The sequence below is a fragment of the Desulfovibrio sp. JY genome, assembly GCA_021730285.1.
In the GTDB taxonomy this organism is placed as follows: Bacteria; Desulfobacterota; Desulfovibrionia; order Desulfovibrionales; family Desulfovibrionaceae; genus Solidesulfovibrio.
The window spans coordinates 2,152,899-2,172,144 of sequence record CP082962.1; the positions used below are offsets into that span (position 1 = coordinate 2,152,899).

The window sequence follows — 19,246 nt, forward strand, 5'->3', positions numbered from 1 at the left end:
CCCATGAGCCTGTATCAAGACGTGATCATGGCCGGATTCGGCGGCCAGGGCGTGATGCTGATCGGCAACCTGCTGGCCTACGCCGGCATGGAGCACGGCCTGAATGTCACCTACATCCCGGTCTACGGCCCGGAGATGCGCGGCGGCACGGCCAACTGCACGGTGGTCGTCTCCGACGACGTCATCGGCTCGCCCATCATCCGCAGCCCCAAGAGCCTCATCATCATGAACCGGCCGTCCCTGGACAAGTTCCAGCCGCAGCTCGTCGACGGCGGGGTGCTGGTCATCAACTCCTCCCTGGTCGATCCGGAACTCGCCGACGACAAGCGGGTGAAGCTCGTGGCCGTGCCGGCCAACGAGATCGCCGACGGCCTGGGCAATACGCGCATGGCCAACATGGTGGCCCTTGGCGCCTACGTGAATGCCACCGGCATCCTGCCGCTTTCGGCGGTGGAGGACAGCCTCGGCCACGTGATCTCCAAGCACTACAGCCACCTGATCCCGAAAAACACCGAAGCCCTGCGCGCCGGTGCCGCGTATAAGAACTAGAAGAGAAGATGCCTCCGGCGGCCGGGGGGCGAGCTCGCCCCCCGGTCCCCTTTCCCGTCAAGGGGACTCGCCTGTGTTCCCAACGCATTGTTCAGGTGAAACGCATGGCTCTTGAATAGGGCTCTTGAGTATTCGGTATTGTTTACAGGGAAATGCAATGCAAGATGACAATACCCTTATTCTTACCACACCATGCGAGAGCCTCCTCCCCTCTTTTCGACGAGCGATTGCCAAGGGATATTCCCATGGCGTCCCGCCTGATTTTGATCCGAGTGATTCCCATTGCATGGATATGCTCAATATTTCCCAGGTTGGCGACAAACCCTGGCATCTCTATTGGCTGACGTTGTTGCCAAAATTGTCGCTCTTTCTCGGATCAGCCGGAATATGGGGTGATCGAGTAGGATACGAAATTTGCCAGGACTTTCGCGGTAAAGGCTTGGGAACAGAAATATTGAAACTCCTGCTTGCCCATGCCGGTACTCTTGGTTTGGACTCGGTTTATACGACGTGTGAAGAAGTGAATGCTGCTTCTCGAAAGGTTGTCGAACGTAACGGTGGCTGCCAAATAGACAAGCTGGTTCGCTTGCATGATGGCGTCGCCATGGTTCGCTATCGCTTGTTCACGAATTCCGCCTGCCACGAGTGCAGGTTGCAGTAGTTCCCCGTCCCCCAGCTTCTCATTTCCCACAAGGACAGCGATATGGAGCGGCTTTACGGCATCATAGGTCATCCCTTGGGGCATACGCTCAGTCCCTTGGTGCACAATTGGGGCTTCAAGCGTTTTGGGATCAAGGCCCGGTATGAGGCCTGGCCGACGCTGCCCGAGGAGCTTGGGGCGTTCATGGCCCGGCTGCGCGAGACGCCGGTGGAGGGCCTTAGCGTCACCATTCCGCACAAGACGCCGGTCATGGCCTATGTCGATGCCGTAACGGACCTTGGCCGGTCGGTCGGGGCCGTCAATACGCTGTACTGGCGCGACGGGGTGCTGTGGGCGGAAAATACCGACGTCGAGGGCTTTTGCCGGCCGCTGGTCCTGCGCAATATTGCGCCGCGGGCCGCCTTGATCCTCGGTTGCGGCGGCGTGGCCCGGGCGGCGGTGGCGGGGCTTGCGCGTCTGGGCGTGGAGCGGCTTGCCGTGACGGGGCGCAGCGCGGAAAAAACCGCCGTGCTGGCCCGGGAATTCGATCTGGAGCGGGTCGACTGGGACCGCCGGACGGAGTTCCCGGCCGGGCTCTTGGTCAATGCCACGCCCATGGGCATGACCGGCCGCCTGGAGGGCCTTTCGCCGTATCCGGCCGAGGCGCTACGGCCGGAACAGGTGGTCTACGATCTGGTCTATACGCCCGATCCCACGCAATTCGGCGCCGATGCGCTGGCGGCGGGGGCGTTGGTGGTCTCGGGCATGGAAATGTTTCTGTATCAGGCGGTGGAACAGTTTCGCTTGTGGACGGGACGGATTCTGCCCGACGACGAGTTGCGAACGTTGCTGCGGAAAGCGCTTTACGGGGCTTGACGCAGGAGGAGCGTCATTATAGCAAATGATTCCAATGTCGCCAGTTCCAAAATGCATGGCGATTCAATATTATTTGCGGTATGCAGCAGTTTATTTCGCTTCTCGATGCACACACGATGGTGTTCCTGTCGGCGGTCTTGTTTTTTTCGCTGACCGGAGTTCTTGCCTATACATATTCCTATAGAAAGACGTACCCAGGCTTCGGGTCTTTTACGCTGGGGCAACTGGCATGGTGCGTTGGTATTTTTTTGGTTTTCTTCAGAGTGCTTGGTCCGGATCCTTCGTTGATCATCGGAAACAGCCTGATATTTTTGCAAGGGATTCTCTGGTATCGCGGCATTGCCCTGTATGGTGAAATAGATCATATCGGCCTGCGCAATTCCTTTACCATCGCCCTGGCTGTGCTCTGCGAATTGTGCCTGATCTATTATACACTTGTCGATTTCGATACTTGCCGAAGAGTCTTTGTTTTTTCGGTGTATTGCATGCTGGTCTACGGACGTATCGCCATAGAGCCTTTTGTTGTGCGCAAATGGCGTACGTATGCGATGCAAACCGTTTTTTCCGGGTTTCTTTTTCTCGTTTCCATCTCCTACGCCTTTCGTGCCAATGAATCCCTGAAGGCGGTACAGTGCGCCATTGGCGGTCCGGACCCCATCGTCAAGGCACTGCTTTTGACCAGCATGTTTCTGATCCCGCTCTTGACGTTCTGCCTGCTTTCCATGACGTCCAGCCGCGTGGAGGCGGAATTGCGCGAGGCCCGGGATGCCTTGCGCAAACAGGCGCAGACCGATTTTCTGACCGGCCTGCCCAACCGGCGGCATTTCCTGCATCTGGCCGAAAAGGCCCTGGAGCGGGCCCGGGAGCGCGGCGAGCCGGTGAGCTTCATCATGCTCGATCTGGATTATTTCAAGGACATCAACGATACCTATGGCCATCAGACCGGGGATATCGTGCTGCGGGCCGTGGCCCGACGGCTGGCGGAGGCGCTTCGGGACGGGGATGAAATCGGGAGGCTTGGCGGCGAGGAATTCGGCGTGTTGCTGCCGGGCCTGGACGGGGCGGAAGCGGAAGACGTTGCCGAGCGTTTGCGGCAGGTCGTGGCGGCCTTGTCCCCCGGCGGGCATACGGTGACGGCAAGCCTGGGCGTGGCCTCGGGCGAGATGGGGCTCAATGCCCTGCTGGCCCGGGCCGACGGCTGTCTTTACGCGGCCAAGGGCGCGGGCCGCAACCGGGTTGTCGGCCGGGCATGCCCTGTCGTGGAAGCGCCGGAGGAGGCGCCGGCCTGATATGGAGACCCTGCGCCGTTTCGTGTCATTTTTCGAGGCCGTGGGGCAGGTGGCGGCGGTGGTTCTTCTCATCGCCGGCCTTGTGCTTGTCTGCGGGCTGGCCTGGCTCGGCCGGGCGAGCCGGCGCATGCGGCCGCTTGTATCCCCGGCCGAAGGGCCGCTTCGGGCCGACGGAAAAAAGCCCAACTGGGTCGCCACCACGGCGTCCCCAAACGATCCGCTGCATTTTGTCGCGCCCCGGCCCTGCGCCGAAAACCCCATCCCCGCTCTGGCCGCGTATCTGGAAAAAAACGGCTACGCCGTGGCCGCCTCGACCGGGCGCTATCTCCATGTCACCCAGTCCTCGTCCCGCTTCGGCTTCGTGGACGACGTGGAATTCCTCCACGACCCGGAGGCCGGACTGCTGCATGCCCGGTCCGCCTCGCGCGTGGGGCATAGCGACCTTGGCGTCAACCGCCGCCGCCTGGAAACGATTTTTCGGGAAACGGGCTTGTAGCGAGTCGGGGCCTTTCATGTCTCCTGCCCAGGCAATTCTCACGCTGGCAGGTTCTTCCCCACCACTTCCTTTCGCAAAGGCTCTTCTTTGAAAAAAGGAAGTTGTCTCTTAGGACAGCTTCAAAGACGAAAAGTTTAGGAAAGGGAGAGCGCGAGAGGGGAGAACCCTTTTTAAAGGGTTTCCCCTCTCGCATATCTTTTCCCTCTTTAATCCTTGCGGATGGTGATCTGGGAGCCGGCCTGGAGCGAGCTTGGGCTTTTCATGTTGTTCCAGGCCATGAGCGAGGACGGTTCCACGTTGAATTTCTTGGCGATGCCCCAGACTGTCTCACCCGGGCCGACTTTGTAATTGACGGACTTGGCCGCCTGGCGCTTTTGCGGGGTGGGCGGGGTTTTGGCGGCGGCGGGATGCTTTTCGGCCTGGGCCTGGGGCTTGGTGGCCCAAAGATTCTTTTTCGTCGGTTCGGCCTCGCGCGCGGCAATGGTCTTGGGCTGCTCCCGGCCCGAGCCCGGAATGGAGAGTGACTGGCCCACGCGCACGACGTCCGAGGACAGGTTGTTGGCCGCGGCGAGCTGTCTGCTGTCCACATTGAAGCGGCGGCTGATGCCGGAGAGGGTGTCGCCGGCGCGCACGGTGTAGGTGGTGCTCGGCAGGGCCGCGGCGGCCACGGCCGGAGCGGGGGGCGCGGACGGTTTTGCGTCGGCGCGACCGGGAATGGACAGCTTCTGGCCGGCGAGCAGGTCCCTGGCCGAGCGCAGGTGGTTGGCGGCCATGAGCGCGCCGGGGTCCACGTTGTATTTGTCGGCGATGCCGGAAATGGTCTCGCCGCGCTGCACGGTGTGGCTGCCGGAGGAGGAGGGGGCGGCGGAAGCGACCTGGACCGAACGGGCGGAAGCGCTTTGGGGGATGACGAGCCAGCTGCCAAGGGTGAGGCGGCCGGCATGCCGCATCTTGTTGGCGGCCATGAGCTCCTTGGTCGAGACACCGTATTTCCGGGCGATGCTGCCGATGGATTCGCCCTTGTTCACACGGTGGCGCTGGGGCTTGGAGGCTGCGGCCAGCTGTTTGGGCGCGCAGGCGGCCGGGCCTTCGGCCAGGGCGGTATTGTCGATGCTGAACGCGCTGGCGGCCACGCGCACGGCCTGGCCGGGGGGGAGCGTTTCGGGCAGCGAGGGGTTGAGCTGGCGCAGCTCGGCCACGGGCATGTTTGCCCGACGGGCCAGGGCCCACCATGTCTCGCCGGCCTGGGCGGTGACGCTTTGCAGACCGCTTGAAGGATAGTTGCCCGGAGTCTTCAGGTAGGCCACGGCGATCTGCTCCTTGGCCACGGGCACGTAGACGTTGACCGTGGAGTCGGGGGGGCTGACCATGCGGCGAAAACCGGGGTTGTATTCCCGAAACTGATCCCAGCTCAGGCCGCAGGCCTGGGCCAGGGCGGCCAGGTCCGTGCCGCCGGGTGCGGGCACTTCCTTGAGATTGGGGCCGGCCTGCCAGTTGACCTTTTGAAAGCCGAGGGGCTGGAGGTTCTGGAAGATTTTCAGCACCGCCAGGAACTTGGGCACGTAATGGCGGGTTTCGGCCTTGAGCAGCTTGGGGTCCTTGGCGATGTCGAAAAAGTCGCACTGGCCGCTTGCGGCCATGACCCGCGAAATCTTGCCCTCGCCGGCGTTGTAGGCGGCCAGGGCAAGGTTCCAGTCACCGAACATCTGGTAGAGTTTGCTTAAATATTTGGCGGCGGCCACGGTGGATTTGTAGGGGTCGCGGCGTTCGTCGACCCACCAGTTCACGGTCAGGCCGAAGCGGCGGGCGGTGTAGGGCATGAACTGCCACATGCCGCCGGCGCCGACCGGCGAATAGGCCATGGTGCTGTAACCGGATTCGATGAAGGGAAGGACTATCAGGTCGGGCGGCAGGTTGTAGCTGGCCAGTACGGCCCGCACGTAGGGCAGGTGGGGCTGGGCCCGGATGAGCCATTTTTCCATGGTGCCGCGCTTGTCCATGGAGAAATACTGGAGGAACATCTGGACTTCCTCGTTGTCGGCCACGTCCAGGTTGAACTGGATGGCGCCGCGCGAGGCCAGGGCTTCCTTCTCCTGCTTGGTCAGGGGGCGACCGCGCTTGAGGTCCTTGAGGATCTGGGTGGTGTCCCAGACCTCGGGCTCGAGGTTGGCCCGCATGTCATTGTTTTTATCGTATTTGTTTCCGGCGCAGCCGGACAGGACGAGCAGAACCGGCAGGATGGCAAAGAGGATATAACGGGCCATGCGGCTTTTCTCCACGCGAAGGGAGCCGTCCGCCGGGAGGCGGCTACGGCGGCGCGTTGGCAAGGATGTGCTTAACTACGCTAATTTTTTAACGATTAGCAGACTACTAGACCAAAGTTGATGAAAATGCAAGGGAAAAAAAGCTTGTGGTTCCGGCTGGTTTGGGCCAAGACGGGCCATGACCCGGCATGACCGCACCCATCGTCCCTTGCCTGCGTCGCCGGCCGACGCACAGCCCGAACCCGGCGAACTCCTGCCCGGGCGCAAGCCCGTACGCGAACTTTTGCTCGAACGCCCGCGCGGCATCGACGACGTGCTGTTGCGCCAGGGCCTTCGCGGCCCGGATATAGACGCCATTGTCGCCGCCTGCCGCGAAACCGGCGTGCGCTTTCGTTTCGTGCCAGCCGCCGACCTGGACCGGCTTTGTCCCGGCAACCACCAGGGCGTGGTGGCCAGGCTCGCCGCCGGTGAGCTGACCAGCCTCGAGGACGTGCTGGCCGCGACCCGCAGCGCGCCCCTGCCCGTGGCCCTGGCCCTCGACCGGGTGCAGGACCCCGGCAACGTGGGCACCCTGGCCCGTACGCTTTTCGCCCTTGGCGGCGGCGGCATCCTCTTGCCCCGCCACGAGGGGGCGCGATTGGGACCCGGGGCGGCCAAGGCCTCGGCCGGAACGCTGGCCCGGCTGCCCCTGGCCAAGGTGACCAATCTGGCCCAGGCCCTGGACACGGCCCTCGAGGCGGGTTTCGGCGTCATCGGCGCGGCCGGGGAGGCGGAGGCGGAAAGCGTGTTTGTTGCCACGGCCGATTTTCCGCTGATCCTGGTGCTCGGCAACGAGGACGAGGGGATTCGGCAAGGGATACGCAAACGCTGCGACCGGTTGTGGCGCATTCCCCAGGCCAGGCCCATCGATTCCCTGAACGTGGCCCAGGCCGGGGCGATCATTCTGGGGCGTCTGGCGGCGCTGACGCGGTAGGCCGTCCGAGGTCTTCCTCCCGGCAGGCGGCCAGGGAAGCCCGCCGCAGCCGTTTGACCAGCCAGGGTCCTTCCCAGGCGGGCGGCGCGCAAAAAGCGGCGTCCGGCAGTGTCAGCCGCCAGGCGTGCAGCCGCATGGGCGGCTGGCCGCCGCCGTATTTCGGGTCGCCGACGATGGGGTAGCCGCGCGAGGCGAGTTGGGCCCGGATCTGCTGGGTGCGGCCGGTCAAAAGCCGCACCTCGACCAGACTGGCCGTGTCCATGATTCCCAACAGCCGGACCTTGCACACCGCTTCCTTGCCGTCCTCCGACGGCTCCACCCGTTCGCGTCCCGGACCGCCTTCCTTGGCCAGCCGGTCGCGCAACGTCACCCAATCATTCACTTCGCCAAGCGCCCATTCGCCCCAGACCCAGGCGAGGTAGTCCTTGTGGGCCGTGCCGGTGGTGATGGCCTCGTGGATGGCGCGCAGGGCGCGGTAGGACTTGGCCACGAGGAGCACGCCGGTAGTGTCGCGGTCGAGGCGGTGGGCCGGCGTGGGACGGAAAGGGGCGTCGGGGTAGCGCGCGCGCAGGATGCTGGTCAGGGCGAAAGGATGGCCGGAGCCGGGATGGACGGGCAGGCCGGCCGGCTTGACGATGACGAGGAGGTCGTCGTCCTCGTGGAGGATGTCCAGGTCGTGCCCAGGCGGCGCGGTTTTTTTCTCCGGCGTGTCGTGTGGCGCTTTGATCTCGTAAGGCGGCATGCGCACGATCTGGCCGGTGGCCACCCGGTCGAAGGGCTTGCAGCGCTTGCCGTCGATGCGGACCTGCCCGGTGCGGATGAATTTCTGCAAGGCGGCCGGGGGCACCGCGCCGTCCAGACGCCGGGTCAGGTATTGAAGAAGCTTTTGTCCGCCCTCGGCCGCGGCCACGGTGAAATTCTGCACAGGCGTTTTCATTGTATCACCGGGACGCAGGTTTTTTCCCGTCTCTCCCCTTTAAAAGTTTTTCGGGAGGGGAGCGCGAGGGGAACCCCTTTTTTCAAAAAGGGGTTCCCCTCGCACCTTCTTTACCTCTTCCACTTTCACCTACGGCGCAAGCTTGAAGCGGCCGGAGTCCACGATGAGCATGATCATGGAGTCCGGACCCAGGCCGTTATGGTCCTGGGAGGAGAGGTTGTAGACGCCGGAGACGCCGACCACGTGGTGGAGGTTTTCCAGGGCCTCGCGCAGGGCCTCCGGGTCGGCCTTGCCGGCCTTTTCCAGGCCCGCCCGCAGAAGCGTCAGGGCGTCGTAGGCATAGCCGGAGTGGGTGTTGAGCGGAAATTTCTCCTGGATGCCGGCGTCATTGTAGGCCTTGATGAAGGACTCGATGACGATTTTCTGCGGGTCTTCGTCGGACAGGGTTTCCGGGGCCATGAGCTTGGTGCCGGGCATGATCGTGCCGCCGGCGGCCTCGCCGGCCAGCTTCAGGTAATTGGGGCCGGGCTGGCCGTGGCATTCGACGAGCAGGGGACGTTCGCCGGGCAGGGAGGCAAAGTTCTTGGCGGCGATGGCTCCGGCCGGGCCGATGGTCCAGACCACCACGGCCTGGGGCTTGGCGGCTTGCAGCTTGAAGGCCTGGGCCGAGAAATCCGTGCCCTTGGGATCGAAGGTTTCCGAGGCGATGATGTCGATGCCGGACTTGGAGGCGTTTTGCTTAAGCTCCGCGAGGCCGTCCTGGCCGAAGGCGTCCTTGGAGCTCATGACCGCGATCTTCGAGATGTTCTTGCCTTTCAGGTACTCGTAGATTTTGGCCACGGCCGTGGCGGTTCGCTGCGGGGCCTTGAAGGTCCAGGCGTAGGGGCCGAACTTGCCGCCGGCAATGACCGCGTCGCCGCCCACGGTCATGATGACCGGGACGTGTTTTTCCTCGGTGTATTTTTTGACGGCCAGCCCCTCGCCGGTGGAGGTCGGGCCGATAATCGCCAGGACGTGGTCGCCCTCGACGAGCTTTCTGGCCTCGCGCAGGGCCACATCCGGGGAGGATTCGGTGTCGTAGGCGATCAGTTTGAGCGGCCGGCCCAGGATGCCGCCCATGGCGTTGATCTGTTTGACGGTCATCTCGGCCACGAGCTTGCTCGGGGTGCCGACCACGGCGGCCGGGCCGGACTGGGCGAAAAGCCCGCCGATGACGATGGGGTCGCCGGTTGGGGCCGGGTGCTGTTCGGCCGGCTGCGTCGTGGCGGCGGGGGCCGGGCTCTGGCCGGCCTGCTGGGCCGCGGCGACGGCGGGAACAAGGAGCAATGCTGCGAACAGCATAAGGATTTTGGCCATGCGGAAGCCTCCGGGGCGGATTGGTCTTGGCGAAAGCAGCCAGGAATTTTTACCGCAACCGGGGGCGAAGTAAATCATTTTTGCAAGGGACGCATCTGGTCCGTCAGGCGCAGCCGCAGGAATCCGGCCACGAGCGCCGCGCCGAGAAGCAGGCCGTTGACCAGGGTGCGGGCGTCGCCCAGAAACTGGAGGTGGCTCATGGCCGTCTCCAGCACAAGGGCGGCGAGCAGGGGGCGCAGGAGGTTGCCCGGGCCGCCGATGACGAGGAATAAAAGCGCCTTGAGCGAGAGTTCCAGGTTGAACTGCTCCGGGCTTATAAAGCCGGTGTAGTGGCCGTGGAGCACGCCGGCCGCGGCCGAAAACGCCCCGCCCAGGCCAAAGGACACGGCCCGCACCGCCGGCCGGTCGATGCCGAGGCTCGAGGCGGCGGCGCGGTCGTCGCGGCAGGCGGCCAGGGCCCGCCCCAGCCGGCTGTCGCGCACGGCCAGGAAGACGTAGGCCCCCACGGCCAAAAGCAGGACGAAAAGGAAAAAGGTCACCCGGTCGCCGGCCAGCGCCCCGACACCCGGCAACGCCAGCTTGCTCTCCACCATGAGCCCGGCCGAGCCGCCGGTGACGCTTTCGAGGGTGAGCGCCACGTTGATGCACACCAGCGACACGCACAGCGTGGCCATGGCCAGAAATCCCTCGCCGAGGCGCTCCATGGGCCGGCTGATGACGGCCGCTAGGACTCCCGCGCCGACGACCACCGCCGGAACGATGACAAGCGTCGCCCCGGGATAGCGGGCGTGCAGCAGCACCGAGGCGTAGGCGCCGATGCCGGCGAAGGCTCCCTGGGCCAGGGAGATCTGGCCGCCGAGACCCAGGCAGAAGTTGAGCGCCAGGACGTTTGCCGCCAGAAACATGTGCTGGTTGACGCCGATGAGCTGGTAGGCGGGGGTGAAGATCCCCACCGCCAGAAGCGCTCCGAAAAAAAACGCCAGGGAGGTCTTGCGGGAAAGGGGCATGGCGTTCACGGCCGCTCGGCCTCGCCCTCGCCCGGGGCCAGGACCAGCAAAACGATGATGAGCGCGTAGGTGGCGGTTTCCTTGAGCTCCCCGGAAAGCAGCAGCACCAGCGCCGCCTCGACAAGCCCCAGGGCCAGGCCGCCCAGAAACACCCGGCCAAGCGAGACGTAGCCGCCGATGGTGGCCGCGGCGAAGCCCTTGAGCCCAAGCCCGAGGCCCATGTCGTAGCGAAGCCCGGTCTGCGGCCCGACGGCCAGGGCGGCCAGGGAGGCCAGTCCCCCGGCCAGGGCGAAGGACAGGGCATGGCAGAACACCGGGTTTATGCCCATGAGCCGCGCCGCCACGGCGTTTTGCGAGGTGGCCCGAAGCGCCCGGCCAAGGCGCGTGCGTTTGAGGAAAAGCCCGAGCACCAACGCGCTGCAAACGGCCAGCACAAGGCCGGTTGCCGTGTCGCGGCCGAGAAAGACCGGTCCCAGGCGCAGGTCGGGCAGGGGGAGCAGGCGCGGGGGCATGAGCGGATTCTTGCCCCAGGCCAGGATGGCCACGCCCTGAAACACCAGACTCGCCGCCACGGTCAGCATGAGTTGCCGCAGCGGCGAGGCGCGAAGCGAAAGCCCGAGCGTGGTGGCGAAAAGCAGCCTGCCCAAAAAAAATCCGGCCAGCACGGCGGCCGCCACCGCCACGAACGGCGAGAGGTGAACGAGGCTGGCCAGGGTGGCGATTGAAAGCCCGCCCAAAAGCAGCAGTTCGCCCTGGGCGAAGTTGATCAGCCGACTGGCGCTGTAGATCAGGGAAAAACCCAGGGCCATGAGGCCATAGACGGCCCCCAGGGCCAGTCCCGAGTTGACGATCTGGGCCAGATACAGGGCAAACAAAGGGACCTCGCCGGGGCAAACGGGTTCGGGTACAAAAAAAGCCGGGAGAACCGCCGCAAAATGCGGTTCTCCCGGCTTGTCGTCAAGAGGAAAGGGCTACTGGGTGCCCATGTCGATGCCGAACTCGCCGGGCTGGGTCTTGCTCGAGTTGTCGAGCTTGTAGGCCAGCACGATGGTGCGGCGGGCGTAGACGCCGGCGGCGCCCGGCCAGGTGTTGATGCACACCACGAGCTCTTTCTGGCCGTCGTTGTCGATGTCGGCCAGGGTGTAGCCGGTGATGGTGCCCTTGATGCGGCGCGTCTTCCACAGAAGGCTCATGCCCACGCCGTCCCAGTACAGGGAGTGGATCTCACCCTGGGAGAAGGTGCGGAAGGTTTCGAAGAACTGGGCGGCAAGGGAGATGTTCTTGCTCACCAGCAGTTCGAAACGGTCGCTTTTGTCCAGGTTGGCCACGATCATGGGCAGCGGGATGTAATAGTAGGTCCAGAGGTAGTCGGACTTTGGCTTTTCCATGGGGGCCATGAGCGAGTCGTATTCCAGGCCGATGGCCGAGCCGCAGTATTGCTCTTCCGTGGCGGCCACGCGTTCGCCCTTGGCCGTGAAGACGACCAGATGGTCCTTGTCGTCGTTTATGATGACCTTGTAGCCGCTTTTCTCGGGAAGGTAGACGAAGTTGAAGGGGTTGGCCTTGCTCGGGAGGTTCAGCCGCGTGGAAAGCGCGGGCTGGCCGCCGGAGAAGATGACGTTGTGCACGCCCTGGACGAACAGGTCCTTGGGATCGCCCTTGGACCCGACGAGCTGCCGGGAGAAGTCCGGCGGCACGGCGGCCACGTTCAGGTACAGCTTGATGTCCTTGTACAGCTCCTTGAGGTGCTGGCCATCGAGCTGGAGGATGAACGAACGGGGGTCCTTGAAGTACCGGCTCGAAACGATGATTTCGGCCTTGCCGTCGCCGTTGACGTCAAAGGTGCTGACTTTGAGCAGCTTGATGTTGGGCGGGACCTCGTACTTGGCGATGGGCATCAGCTGGCGGTCCTTGTAGGCGAAAACCTGCACGGAATGCTGGCCCATGATGACCACTTCGTTTTTCCCGTCGCCGTTGAGGTCGGCGATGGAGATGCCGGCGGAGACGAAGGGCATGGACTGGCTGCGCCACACGCCCGGGGAATCGGCGGGACCGGCGTAGCGGAAGTTCGGGTTGAGGTAGGCCTTCTGGTTCTGGTTGGTCTGGTTGACCACGAAATTCGGGTTCATCTGGTTGATGTCGTCGCCGCCTTTGGCGGCGGGACGCTGGAAGATCTCGTTATTGAGCGACTGGGCCGTACGCTCCATGGCTGGGATGAGGTCGGCCATCTTGGTGGTGAAATTTTTCGGCCATTTCTTGCCGTCCCGACCCAGCACCATGATGTCCACGCTGGCCTTGTCGCCGGAGACGGTGATGGAGCCGTAGGCGAGATAGTCCGCGCCGACGGCGCTCAGGGCCTTCTGGGCCTCGGCCTCGGAGCCCGGGGCCTTGGTCAGCTTGGACGTGACCTTGCTCTTGTCCATGGGCGCAAGGTGTCCGGGCCAGTTCATGCGCGATTCGAGCATGCTCTGGGCGCCCTGGCTCAGGTATTGGTATTTCTCGGGACCGTGCACGGCAAACGGCGCCACGGCGTAGGTCTTGGCCGCATCGGCCAGGGCCATGGACGGCAGGCACAGCAGGGCCACCGCCAAAAGGGCAAGGCGACGGAAAAGCGTCATAAGGGGTTCCTCCGGGTCCCATGGGGGACCGTTTTGTCCGGGAGCGCGGCCGTGGCTCGGGGCCAAGGCTTCGCGAGGCCCTGCATTACTATCAAAGACGACACCCTTGCAAGGGCCGGTTTCCGTTCCGTCATGATCCCGGGAATCGGCTTGGCGCGTCACCCAGGCGGGCCGCGCTGTTGAACATGGCCGCCCGATATGGTTGTATGGGGACAAGCGGCCGAGAGTGGCCTCCAAGGAATACATACATGTTCTTGCCTGGTGTCCTTCGCAACGGCGGTTTTGGGTTGGCCCATTGGCCGCGCCATGCGCGGCGGCTGGTCTTAAGCGCCCTGGTCGGCGTGGTCGCCGGGCTGGGGGCCGTCTTTTTCGACTCCCTGCTGGTGCAGTCCCTGACCTGGCTCGTCGAGGTCCCCATGGCCTGGGCGCGCCATGGAATCGCCTTCCAGTCCGCGCCCGGCCTGCACACCCCGATCGTCAGCTGGATCATCATCCCCATCGCCGGCCTTGGCGGGCTGGCGTCCGGGCTGCTGGTCTTCTGCATCGCCCCCGAGGCCGAGGGGCACGGCACCGACGCCATGATCGAGTCGTTCCATCTGCGCGGCGGTTACGTGCGCAAGCGCGCTCCGATCATCAAATTTATCGCCTCGGCGCTCACCATCGGCTCGGGCGGTTCGGCCGGCAAGGAAGGCCCCATCGCCCAGATCGGTTCGGGCTTCGGCTCCATCCTGGCCACCTTTCTCAAGCTCGACACGGCCGACCGGCGCGTTCTGCTGCTGGCCGGCGCGGCCGGCGGCATCGGGGCCATCTTCCAGGCCCCGCTCGGGGCGGCGCTTTTCGTGCCCGGCGTGCTCTACCGCGACACGGAATATGAATTCGAGGCGCTTTTATCCTGCATCATCGCCTCCATATCCGCCTACGCGGTTTTTTCCCAGGTGTTCGGCCGGCAAGCCCTTTTTACCCCGGGCCCGGTCCATTTCGCCATGCCGGTGGAGCTTTTGCCCTGTCTGATTTTCGGTGTGCTGTGCGCCGCCGCCGGTTACATCTATATCAAGGTTTTCTACGGCCTGCGCGATCATTTCTTCAAACCCCTGCCCATCCCGCGCATGCTCAAGCCCGCCATCGGCGGGCTGTTGCTCGGTTGCGTGGCCTGGCAGTTTCCGGAGGTCATCGACGGAGGCTACGTCTGGATACAGACCGCCCTGGACGGGAAAATGCTGTGGCAGACCATGGCCGCGCTGGTGCTGCTCAAGATGGTGGCCACCTCGTTCACCATCGCTTCCGGCGGCTCGGGCGGCGTGTTCGGGCCGTCGGTCTTTATCGGGGCCATGCTGGGCGGAGCCTTCGGGGAGCTCGGGCACGCCCTTTTTCCGAATCTGGTGGTCAATCCCGGCTCGTTCGTGCTGATCGGCATGGGCGGTTTTTTTTTCCGGCGTGGCCAAGGTGCCCATCGCCTCGGTCATCATGGCCAGCGAAATGTGCTCGAGCTACACGCTGCTCGTGCCGCTGCTTCTGGTGTCCACCATCACCTTCCTGCTTTTGCCCCACAAGGTGACGCTCTACGAAAAGCAGATGGACAACCGGCTGGCCTCGCCGGCCCATATCGGCGAATTCGCCCGGGGCATCCTGTCGCGCATGACCGTGGGCGAGGCCATCCGCCAGCGGCCGGTGAGCGTCATCGCCGAGAACATGCCGTTTCACGCCCTGATAAAGGCCGTGACCAATTCCACGGAGTCGTATTTTCCGGTGGTCGACAAAAGCGGCCGGATGACGGGCATCCTTTCGGTCAACGACCTGCGCGAGGTGCTTTTCGACGACAGCCTGCGCGACCTCGTGGTGGCCAAGGACGTGGCCACCGCCCAGGTGGCCCGCGTGCGCGTGGGCGATTCCCTGGAAGCGGCCATGGACATCATGGCGCGGCTGCAAATCGACGAGCTGCCCGTTGTGGCGGACGACCAGCCCGACGAGATCGAGGCCATGTTGTCCAAGCAGGACATCATCGACCACTACCACGACTGCTGCCTGATCTGATCCGTCCCCGTTTCGTCGCCGAAACTTCGCCCGTCGCCCCTTGTCTTGTCCGCGCCTTGGGACTACTCCCCTCCCGGACAAGCAAAGAGGCGTTATGTTCCGATACCGGTTCGCCGCCGCCTGCGGCGTCCTGGCCCTGATTTTCGCGTTGGCTGCGCCCGCGTCGGCGGAGCCCCCCGCGACCCCGCCGCCCGGATTCACCGCCGCCGCCGTGGACGCCGGGCACATCCTGCGCCGCGTGAATCGCAAGCTTCTCGGCATCGACGTCGACTATCTGCTCGACGCCGACGTCAATCGCCGCCCCGGCGCGCGCAAGCTGGCCCGGGCCATCCTGGACCTTGGGGCCGGCACCCTGCGCTATCCCGGCGGCGAGAAATCCGACGGCATGCTCTGGGCCGCGCCGCCCGCCTTTCGCCGCCCCGGTCCCACCCTGGCCCGGCTCGGCCCCGACGAATGGCCCTCCAACGACGCCCGCGTCTACGACCTCTACGGCCACCGCTACGTCCGCAAGCCCCTCGACTTCGACGCGTTCATCCGCCTGTGCCGGCAAACCGGGGCCGAACCGGTGGTGGTCGTGGCCTACGACTCCATGTACCGCCCCGGCAGCCCGGGCGAGACCGTGCCGGATAAGGCCACGCTGCTCAAAAACGCCGTGTCCTGGGTGCGCTATGCCAACATCGAGCGCCACTACGGCGTGAAATACTGGGAAATCGGCAACGAATCCTACTTCTACGTCTACAACGGCGGGGCCAAGGCCGCCGACTACGCCCGGGACCTGCCCGTCTTCGCCGCGGCCATGAAAGGCGTGGACCCGACCATCAAGATCGGAGCCAATGGTCCGTCCGGCGCCGACGACGTGGGCTCCCTCGATAACTTAAGCGGCATCACCACGCCCTGGTGGCAGGCCGTGTTCGGCCTGGCCGCCGGCAGCATCGATTTCGTGTCCGTCCACGAATATCCCTGCTACGCTTGGTACGGCTACGACTACTACCGCGACAGCCCGGTGCGCATGCTCGGCGTGTCCGAAATCGACAAGGCCGCCCGCCACTACGGCCCGCCCGGACTGGCCGACCGGCTGCGCTACCTCCTGACCGAAACCAACTCCGCCGACTGGTACGGGCATCCCCAGAACCTGGGCTGGAAACACGAAAATACCCTCGGCCACGCCCTGGTGCTCTTCGACATGCTGGCCCAGGCCATAAGCGACCCCCGGGTGGTCACGGCCCAGATCTGGACCACCCGCTGGCTCAATAACGATACCGCTCCGGAGCTCTGGGACGCCCTGGACAGCCGCAACCGGCCGTTGCCCACCGGATTGGCCCTCAAACTTCTCGCCAGAAACCTGGGAACCGCCCTCGTGGCCACAACCGACGGCGACAAGGTGCGCGTCGTCGCCACCCGTAACGACCAAACCCGGCAACTCACCGTCTTTCTCCTCAACAAGGACACCACCCGCGACATCGTCCTGCACCTGGACGGCGGCCGCCCGGGCCGCACCGCCGCGCGACAGGTCTGGTCCGGATCGGGCCCGGACGACAAACGACCCGTCCTGCGCGCCGAAGCCCCGGTCGCCATCGCCAAAGGTCAGGCGCGCCTCACCCTGCCGCCCGTTTCGCTTACCGTGCTTACGGTACCCTTTCGGCCGGACGATATCGGCAGGTTGCGGGCGCAGCGGACGCGGTGGAGGCGGGCGGCGCCTTCGGCGAGGAGCCGGGGCGCTGCCCCGGGATTGGGCAGGAGAGGCTCTGCCTCTCCTGCACCTCTCCGCCGGGGGGCTTGATGCCCCCCGGACCCCCCTTTACCGGGTTGGGCTGGTGGGAGGGGAGCTCTGTTGTGTGGATTGGTGCTGGGGCTGGTGTCTTTGGGCGGCGGGACGACGTATGTTAGTTGCCGCAATCGGCCCGGCGGCACGAGGCGCTTCGCGCCTCGACGCCGGACGCGATTGCGGCAACAACCACGCCAGCGGCGAAGCGCCGCATTCAAGAAAATTGAAAATCGGTCTGAATGGAGTTGGCCTGCCTCAACCCCTTTGAAAGTTTTTTGGGGAGGGTGGGGGGGCCTGGGGGGGCGGGAACATCTTTTTTTCAAAAAAGGGGTTCCCGCCCCCCCAGCTCCTTCCCTCCTCCTACTCCGCCGCTTCGGCGGCGGCGCGGCGGCGGTGGCGGATGTATTCGATGACGCCGGGCAGGATGGAGATGAAGATGACGGCGATGATGGCCACGCTGAAATTGCGTTTGATGAAGGGCAGGTTGCCGAAGAAGTAGCCGACGTAGACAAAGATGCCGACCCAGAGGATTGCGCCGCTGATGCTGTAGGCCAGGAATTTGGCGTAGGTCATGCGGGCGATGCCGGCGACGAAGGGGGAGAAGGTGCGCACGATGGGCACGAACCGGGCCAGGATGACGGTTTTGCCGCCGTGGCGTTCGTAGAAGGCGTGGGCGCGCAGCAGGTATTCTTTTTTGAAGAACCGGGTTTTTTCCCGTTCGAACACGGCCGGGCCGACGCGGCGGCCGATCCAGTAGTTGACGTTGTCGCCGAGGAAGGCGGCGGCCACGAGCAGCAGGAAGATAATGTTGGGGTCGAGCACGCCCGCGCCGCAGAGTGCTCCGGTGGCGAACAGCAGGGAGTCGCCGGGCAGAAACGGCGTGACCACGAGTCCTGTCTCGCAGAAGATGATCATGAAGAGGATGAAATAGGTCCACGTGCCGTAATCGGTTGCGATGATGCTTAAGTGCTTGTCGACATGCAGAACGATGTCGACAAGTTGCAGGAGAAAGTCCATGCGGGCTCCTTGTGGCGTAATGGGAGAGGCCCTTGCATAGGCGGCCGGGGGGTATTTGGCAAGAGGGATCGGGGGCGGCAGGCGCAACGGGGCTTTTCAAGGCTCGGGGCGCGCTGTAGGTTGGCCGCCATGCCGCAAAGCGATCCCGCCCATAGAGATGATGCCCCCGCGAGGGCCGGCCGCAGTTTTCGTCTGGTCTGCCCGTCCCAGGATATTCCCCTGGTCGAGGCGCTTTTGGCCGCAACCGGCCATCATGGCCAACCGGAGCCTTTTTCGCCCTGGTGCAGGCGGCTTGCCGACGAGCCGATGCCGCTGGGGAGTTCGCTGGCCGCCCGGTTCGGCTATATCCACATCCAGGACCGCTCGTCCATGTTGCCGCCGTTGTTGCTCGATCCACCGGCCGGGGCGCGGGTGCTCGACATGTGCGCCGCGCCGGGCGGCAAGACCGGGTTTCTGGCCCAGCTTGTGGGGCCGACGGGGTTTGTCCTTGGCAACGAACCTTCCCCGGACCGTCTGGCGACGCTGCGCCAGACGCTTTCGCGGGAAAATCTGGCCAACACGGCCACCTGCGCCCAGACGGACCTGTCGTCGTATTTTCCGGAGGGGGCGTTTACCCATATTCTGCTCGACCCGCCGTGCAGCGGCTGGGGCACGCTGGACAAAAATCCCCAGGCGGCGCGGATCTGGAGCGGGGACAAGGTCGCGCCGCTTATCGCCTTGCAGCGCAAGCTTCTGGAAACGGCGGCGCGGCTGCTGGCTCCGGGCGGGCGGCTGCTCTATTCCACCTGCACCACCAATGTCGCGGAAAACGAGGACCAGACGCGTTTCGCCCTGGACCATCTGCCCCTGGCCCCGTTGGCGCTGACGCCCCCGGAGGGGTTCGTGTTCGAGGCGCCGCACCGGGACGCCGTGTCGGGCGTGTTGCGGGTGGACAGCCGCGCCTCGGCGGCCCAGGGATTTTACATGGCGCTTTATGAAAAGACCGGCGGCGCGGCGGCCGATGCGGCGGACGGGGAACTGCCCGGAACGCCGGTGCCGGAGAAGGCGCTTGTCGCGGCCGGCTGCGACCCTGCCGGCCTGCCGCCGGGGAAGGTCATGGCGTTTGGCGACAAGGCGTTTTTTCTGCATGCCGGCGCGGCGGTCATTCCGGACCGGCTGCGCTATCAGGGCTACCAGGTGGGGACGTACCGTTCGGGCGTTTTCCGGCCCTTGGCCAGGGCGAGGGTGCTCCTTTCGCCTTGGGCTGTCGGCGTGGGGTTGAACGAGGAAGCGCTTTGCCGTATCGAGGCGCTCCTGGCCGGCCAAAGCCTGCCGGCGGGGGAACTGCCGGTGCGGCCGGGCCTTTTTTTTCGGGGTCTGCCGCTGGGGTTTCTCGCCCGCAAGGGCGCGCGGCTTCTGTGGTCGGACAGGTAACACTTTTTTCCTGGA

Annotated in this window: 16 protein-coding genes; 9 read left to right on the forward strand and 7 right to left on the reverse strand. The window is 64.7% G+C overall.

The genetic code is table 11. The features are described 5' to 3' along the window. The first annotated feature begins 3 nt into the window (after window positions 1-3). From K9F62_09590 to K9F62_09610, 5 genes are all read left to right on the forward strand, one after another. On the forward strand, window positions 4-549 hold the full coding sequence (locus K9F62_09590) for a 2-oxoacid:acceptor oxidoreductase family protein (protein ID UJX42904.1): 546 nt from the start codon (window positions 4-6) through the stop codon (window positions 547-549). Window positions 550-706: 157 nt separating this feature from the next. Next, window positions 707-1,210, forward strand: coding sequence for a GNAT family N-acetyltransferase (locus K9F62_09595; protein UJX42905.1), 504 nt, complete (start codon window positions 707-709; stop codon window positions 1,208-1,210). A 42-nt stretch (window positions 1,211-1,252) separates the two neighbouring features. Then, on the forward strand, window positions 1,253-2,065 hold the full coding sequence (locus K9F62_09600; protein UJX42906.1) for a shikimate dehydrogenase: 813 nt from the start codon (window positions 1,253-1,255) through the stop codon (window positions 2,063-2,065). 80 nt (window positions 2,066-2,145) lie between these two features. Then, window positions 2,146-3,354 carry a GGDEF domain-containing protein gene (locus tag K9F62_09605; GenBank protein UJX42907.1) on the forward strand — a complete coding sequence of 403 codons (1,209 nt, stop codon included), beginning with the start codon at window positions 2,146-2,148 and terminating at the stop codon, window positions 3,352-3,354. A 1-nt stretch (window position 3,355) separates the two neighbouring features. Continuing rightward, window positions 3,356-3,850, forward strand: a complete 495-nt coding sequence (locus K9F62_09610) for a DUF1499 domain-containing protein (GenBank protein UJX42908.1) — start codon at window positions 3,356-3,358, stop codon at window positions 3,848-3,850. Between the two features lie 206 nt (window positions 3,851-4,056). On the opposite strand, the gene K9F62_09615 is transcribed toward K9F62_09610, so the two are convergent. After that, on the reverse strand, window positions 4,057-6,114 hold the full coding sequence (locus K9F62_09615) for a LysM peptidoglycan-binding domain-containing protein (GenBank protein ID UJX42909.1): 2,058 nt from the start codon (window positions 6,112-6,114) through the stop codon (window positions 4,057-4,059). Window positions 6,115-6,292: 178 nt separating this feature from the next. Between K9F62_09615 and K9F62_09620 the strand changes: the two genes are divergently transcribed. Next, window positions 6,293-7,087, forward strand: a complete 795-nt coding sequence (locus K9F62_09620) for an RNA methyltransferase (protein ID UJX42910.1) — start codon at window positions 6,293-6,295, stop codon at window positions 7,085-7,087. Here K9F62_09620 and K9F62_09625 read toward each other — a convergent pair. The 5 genes from K9F62_09625 to K9F62_09645 all read right to left on the reverse strand — a co-directional run bounded on the left by K9F62_09625 (window position 7,053) and on the right by K9F62_09645 (window position 13,005). Continuing rightward, window positions 7,053-8,024 (reverse strand): RluA family pseudouridine synthase, encoded by a 972-nt coding sequence (locus K9F62_09625; GenBank protein UJX42911.1) that lies wholly within the window; start codon window positions 8,022-8,024, stop codon window positions 7,053-7,055. The two genes, K9F62_09620 and K9F62_09625, sit on opposite strands and share 35 nt — an antisense overlap. 129 nt (window positions 8,025-8,153) lie before the next feature. Then, entirely contained in the window at window positions 8,154-9,380 is a 1,227-nt protein-coding gene (locus tag K9F62_09630) for an ABC transporter substrate-binding protein (protein UJX42912.1), read from the reverse strand. A 74-nt stretch (window positions 9,381-9,454) separates the two neighbouring features. Continuing rightward, window positions 9,455-10,396, reverse strand: coding sequence for a branched-chain amino acid ABC transporter permease (locus K9F62_09635; GenBank protein ID UJX42913.1), 942 nt, complete (start codon window positions 10,394-10,396; stop codon window positions 9,455-9,457). Then, window positions 10,393-11,262: a branched-chain amino acid ABC transporter permease gene (locus tag K9F62_09640; GenBank protein UJX42914.1), complete on the reverse strand. Its 870-nt coding sequence runs from the start codon at window positions 11,260-11,262 to the stop codon at window positions 10,393-10,395. Before K9F62_09640 ends, K9F62_09635 begins: the two co-directional genes overlap by 4 nt. 96 nt (window positions 11,263-11,358) lie before the next feature. Next, the gene (locus K9F62_09645) at window positions 11,359-13,005 is read right to left on the reverse strand and encodes an FG-GAP-like repeat-containing protein (GenBank protein ID UJX42915.1); all 1,647 of its coding nucleotides are present in this window, start codon (window positions 13,003-13,005) and stop codon (window positions 11,359-11,361) included. A gap of 248 nt (window positions 13,006-13,253) precedes the next feature. On the opposite strand from K9F62_09645, the gene K9F62_09650 reads away from it, so the two are divergent. Then, window positions 13,254-15,176 (forward strand): chloride channel protein, encoded by a 1,923-nt coding sequence (locus K9F62_09650; GenBank protein UJX42916.1) that lies wholly within the window; start codon window positions 13,254-13,256, stop codon window positions 15,174-15,176. Next, window positions 15,131-16,816, forward strand: a complete 1,686-nt coding sequence (locus tag K9F62_09655; GenBank protein ID UJX42917.1) for an alpha-L-arabinofuranosidase — start codon at window positions 15,131-15,133, stop codon at window positions 16,814-16,816. Before K9F62_09650 ends, K9F62_09655 begins: the two co-directional genes overlap by 46 nt. 345 nt (window positions 16,817-17,161) lie before the next feature. On the opposite strand, the gene K9F62_09660 is transcribed toward K9F62_09655, so the two are convergent. Next, window positions 17,162-17,818, reverse strand: coding sequence for a DedA family protein (locus K9F62_09660; protein ID UJX42918.1), 657 nt, complete (start codon window positions 17,816-17,818; stop codon window positions 17,162-17,164). A gap of 129 nt (window positions 17,819-17,947) precedes the next feature. Between K9F62_09660 and K9F62_09665 the strand changes: the two genes are divergently transcribed. Further along, window positions 17,948-19,231, forward strand: coding sequence for an RsmB/NOP family class I SAM-dependent RNA methyltransferase (locus K9F62_09665; protein ID UJX42919.1), 1,284 nt, complete (start codon window positions 17,948-17,950; stop codon window positions 19,229-19,231). Window positions 19,232-19,246 lie beyond the last annotated feature (15 nt).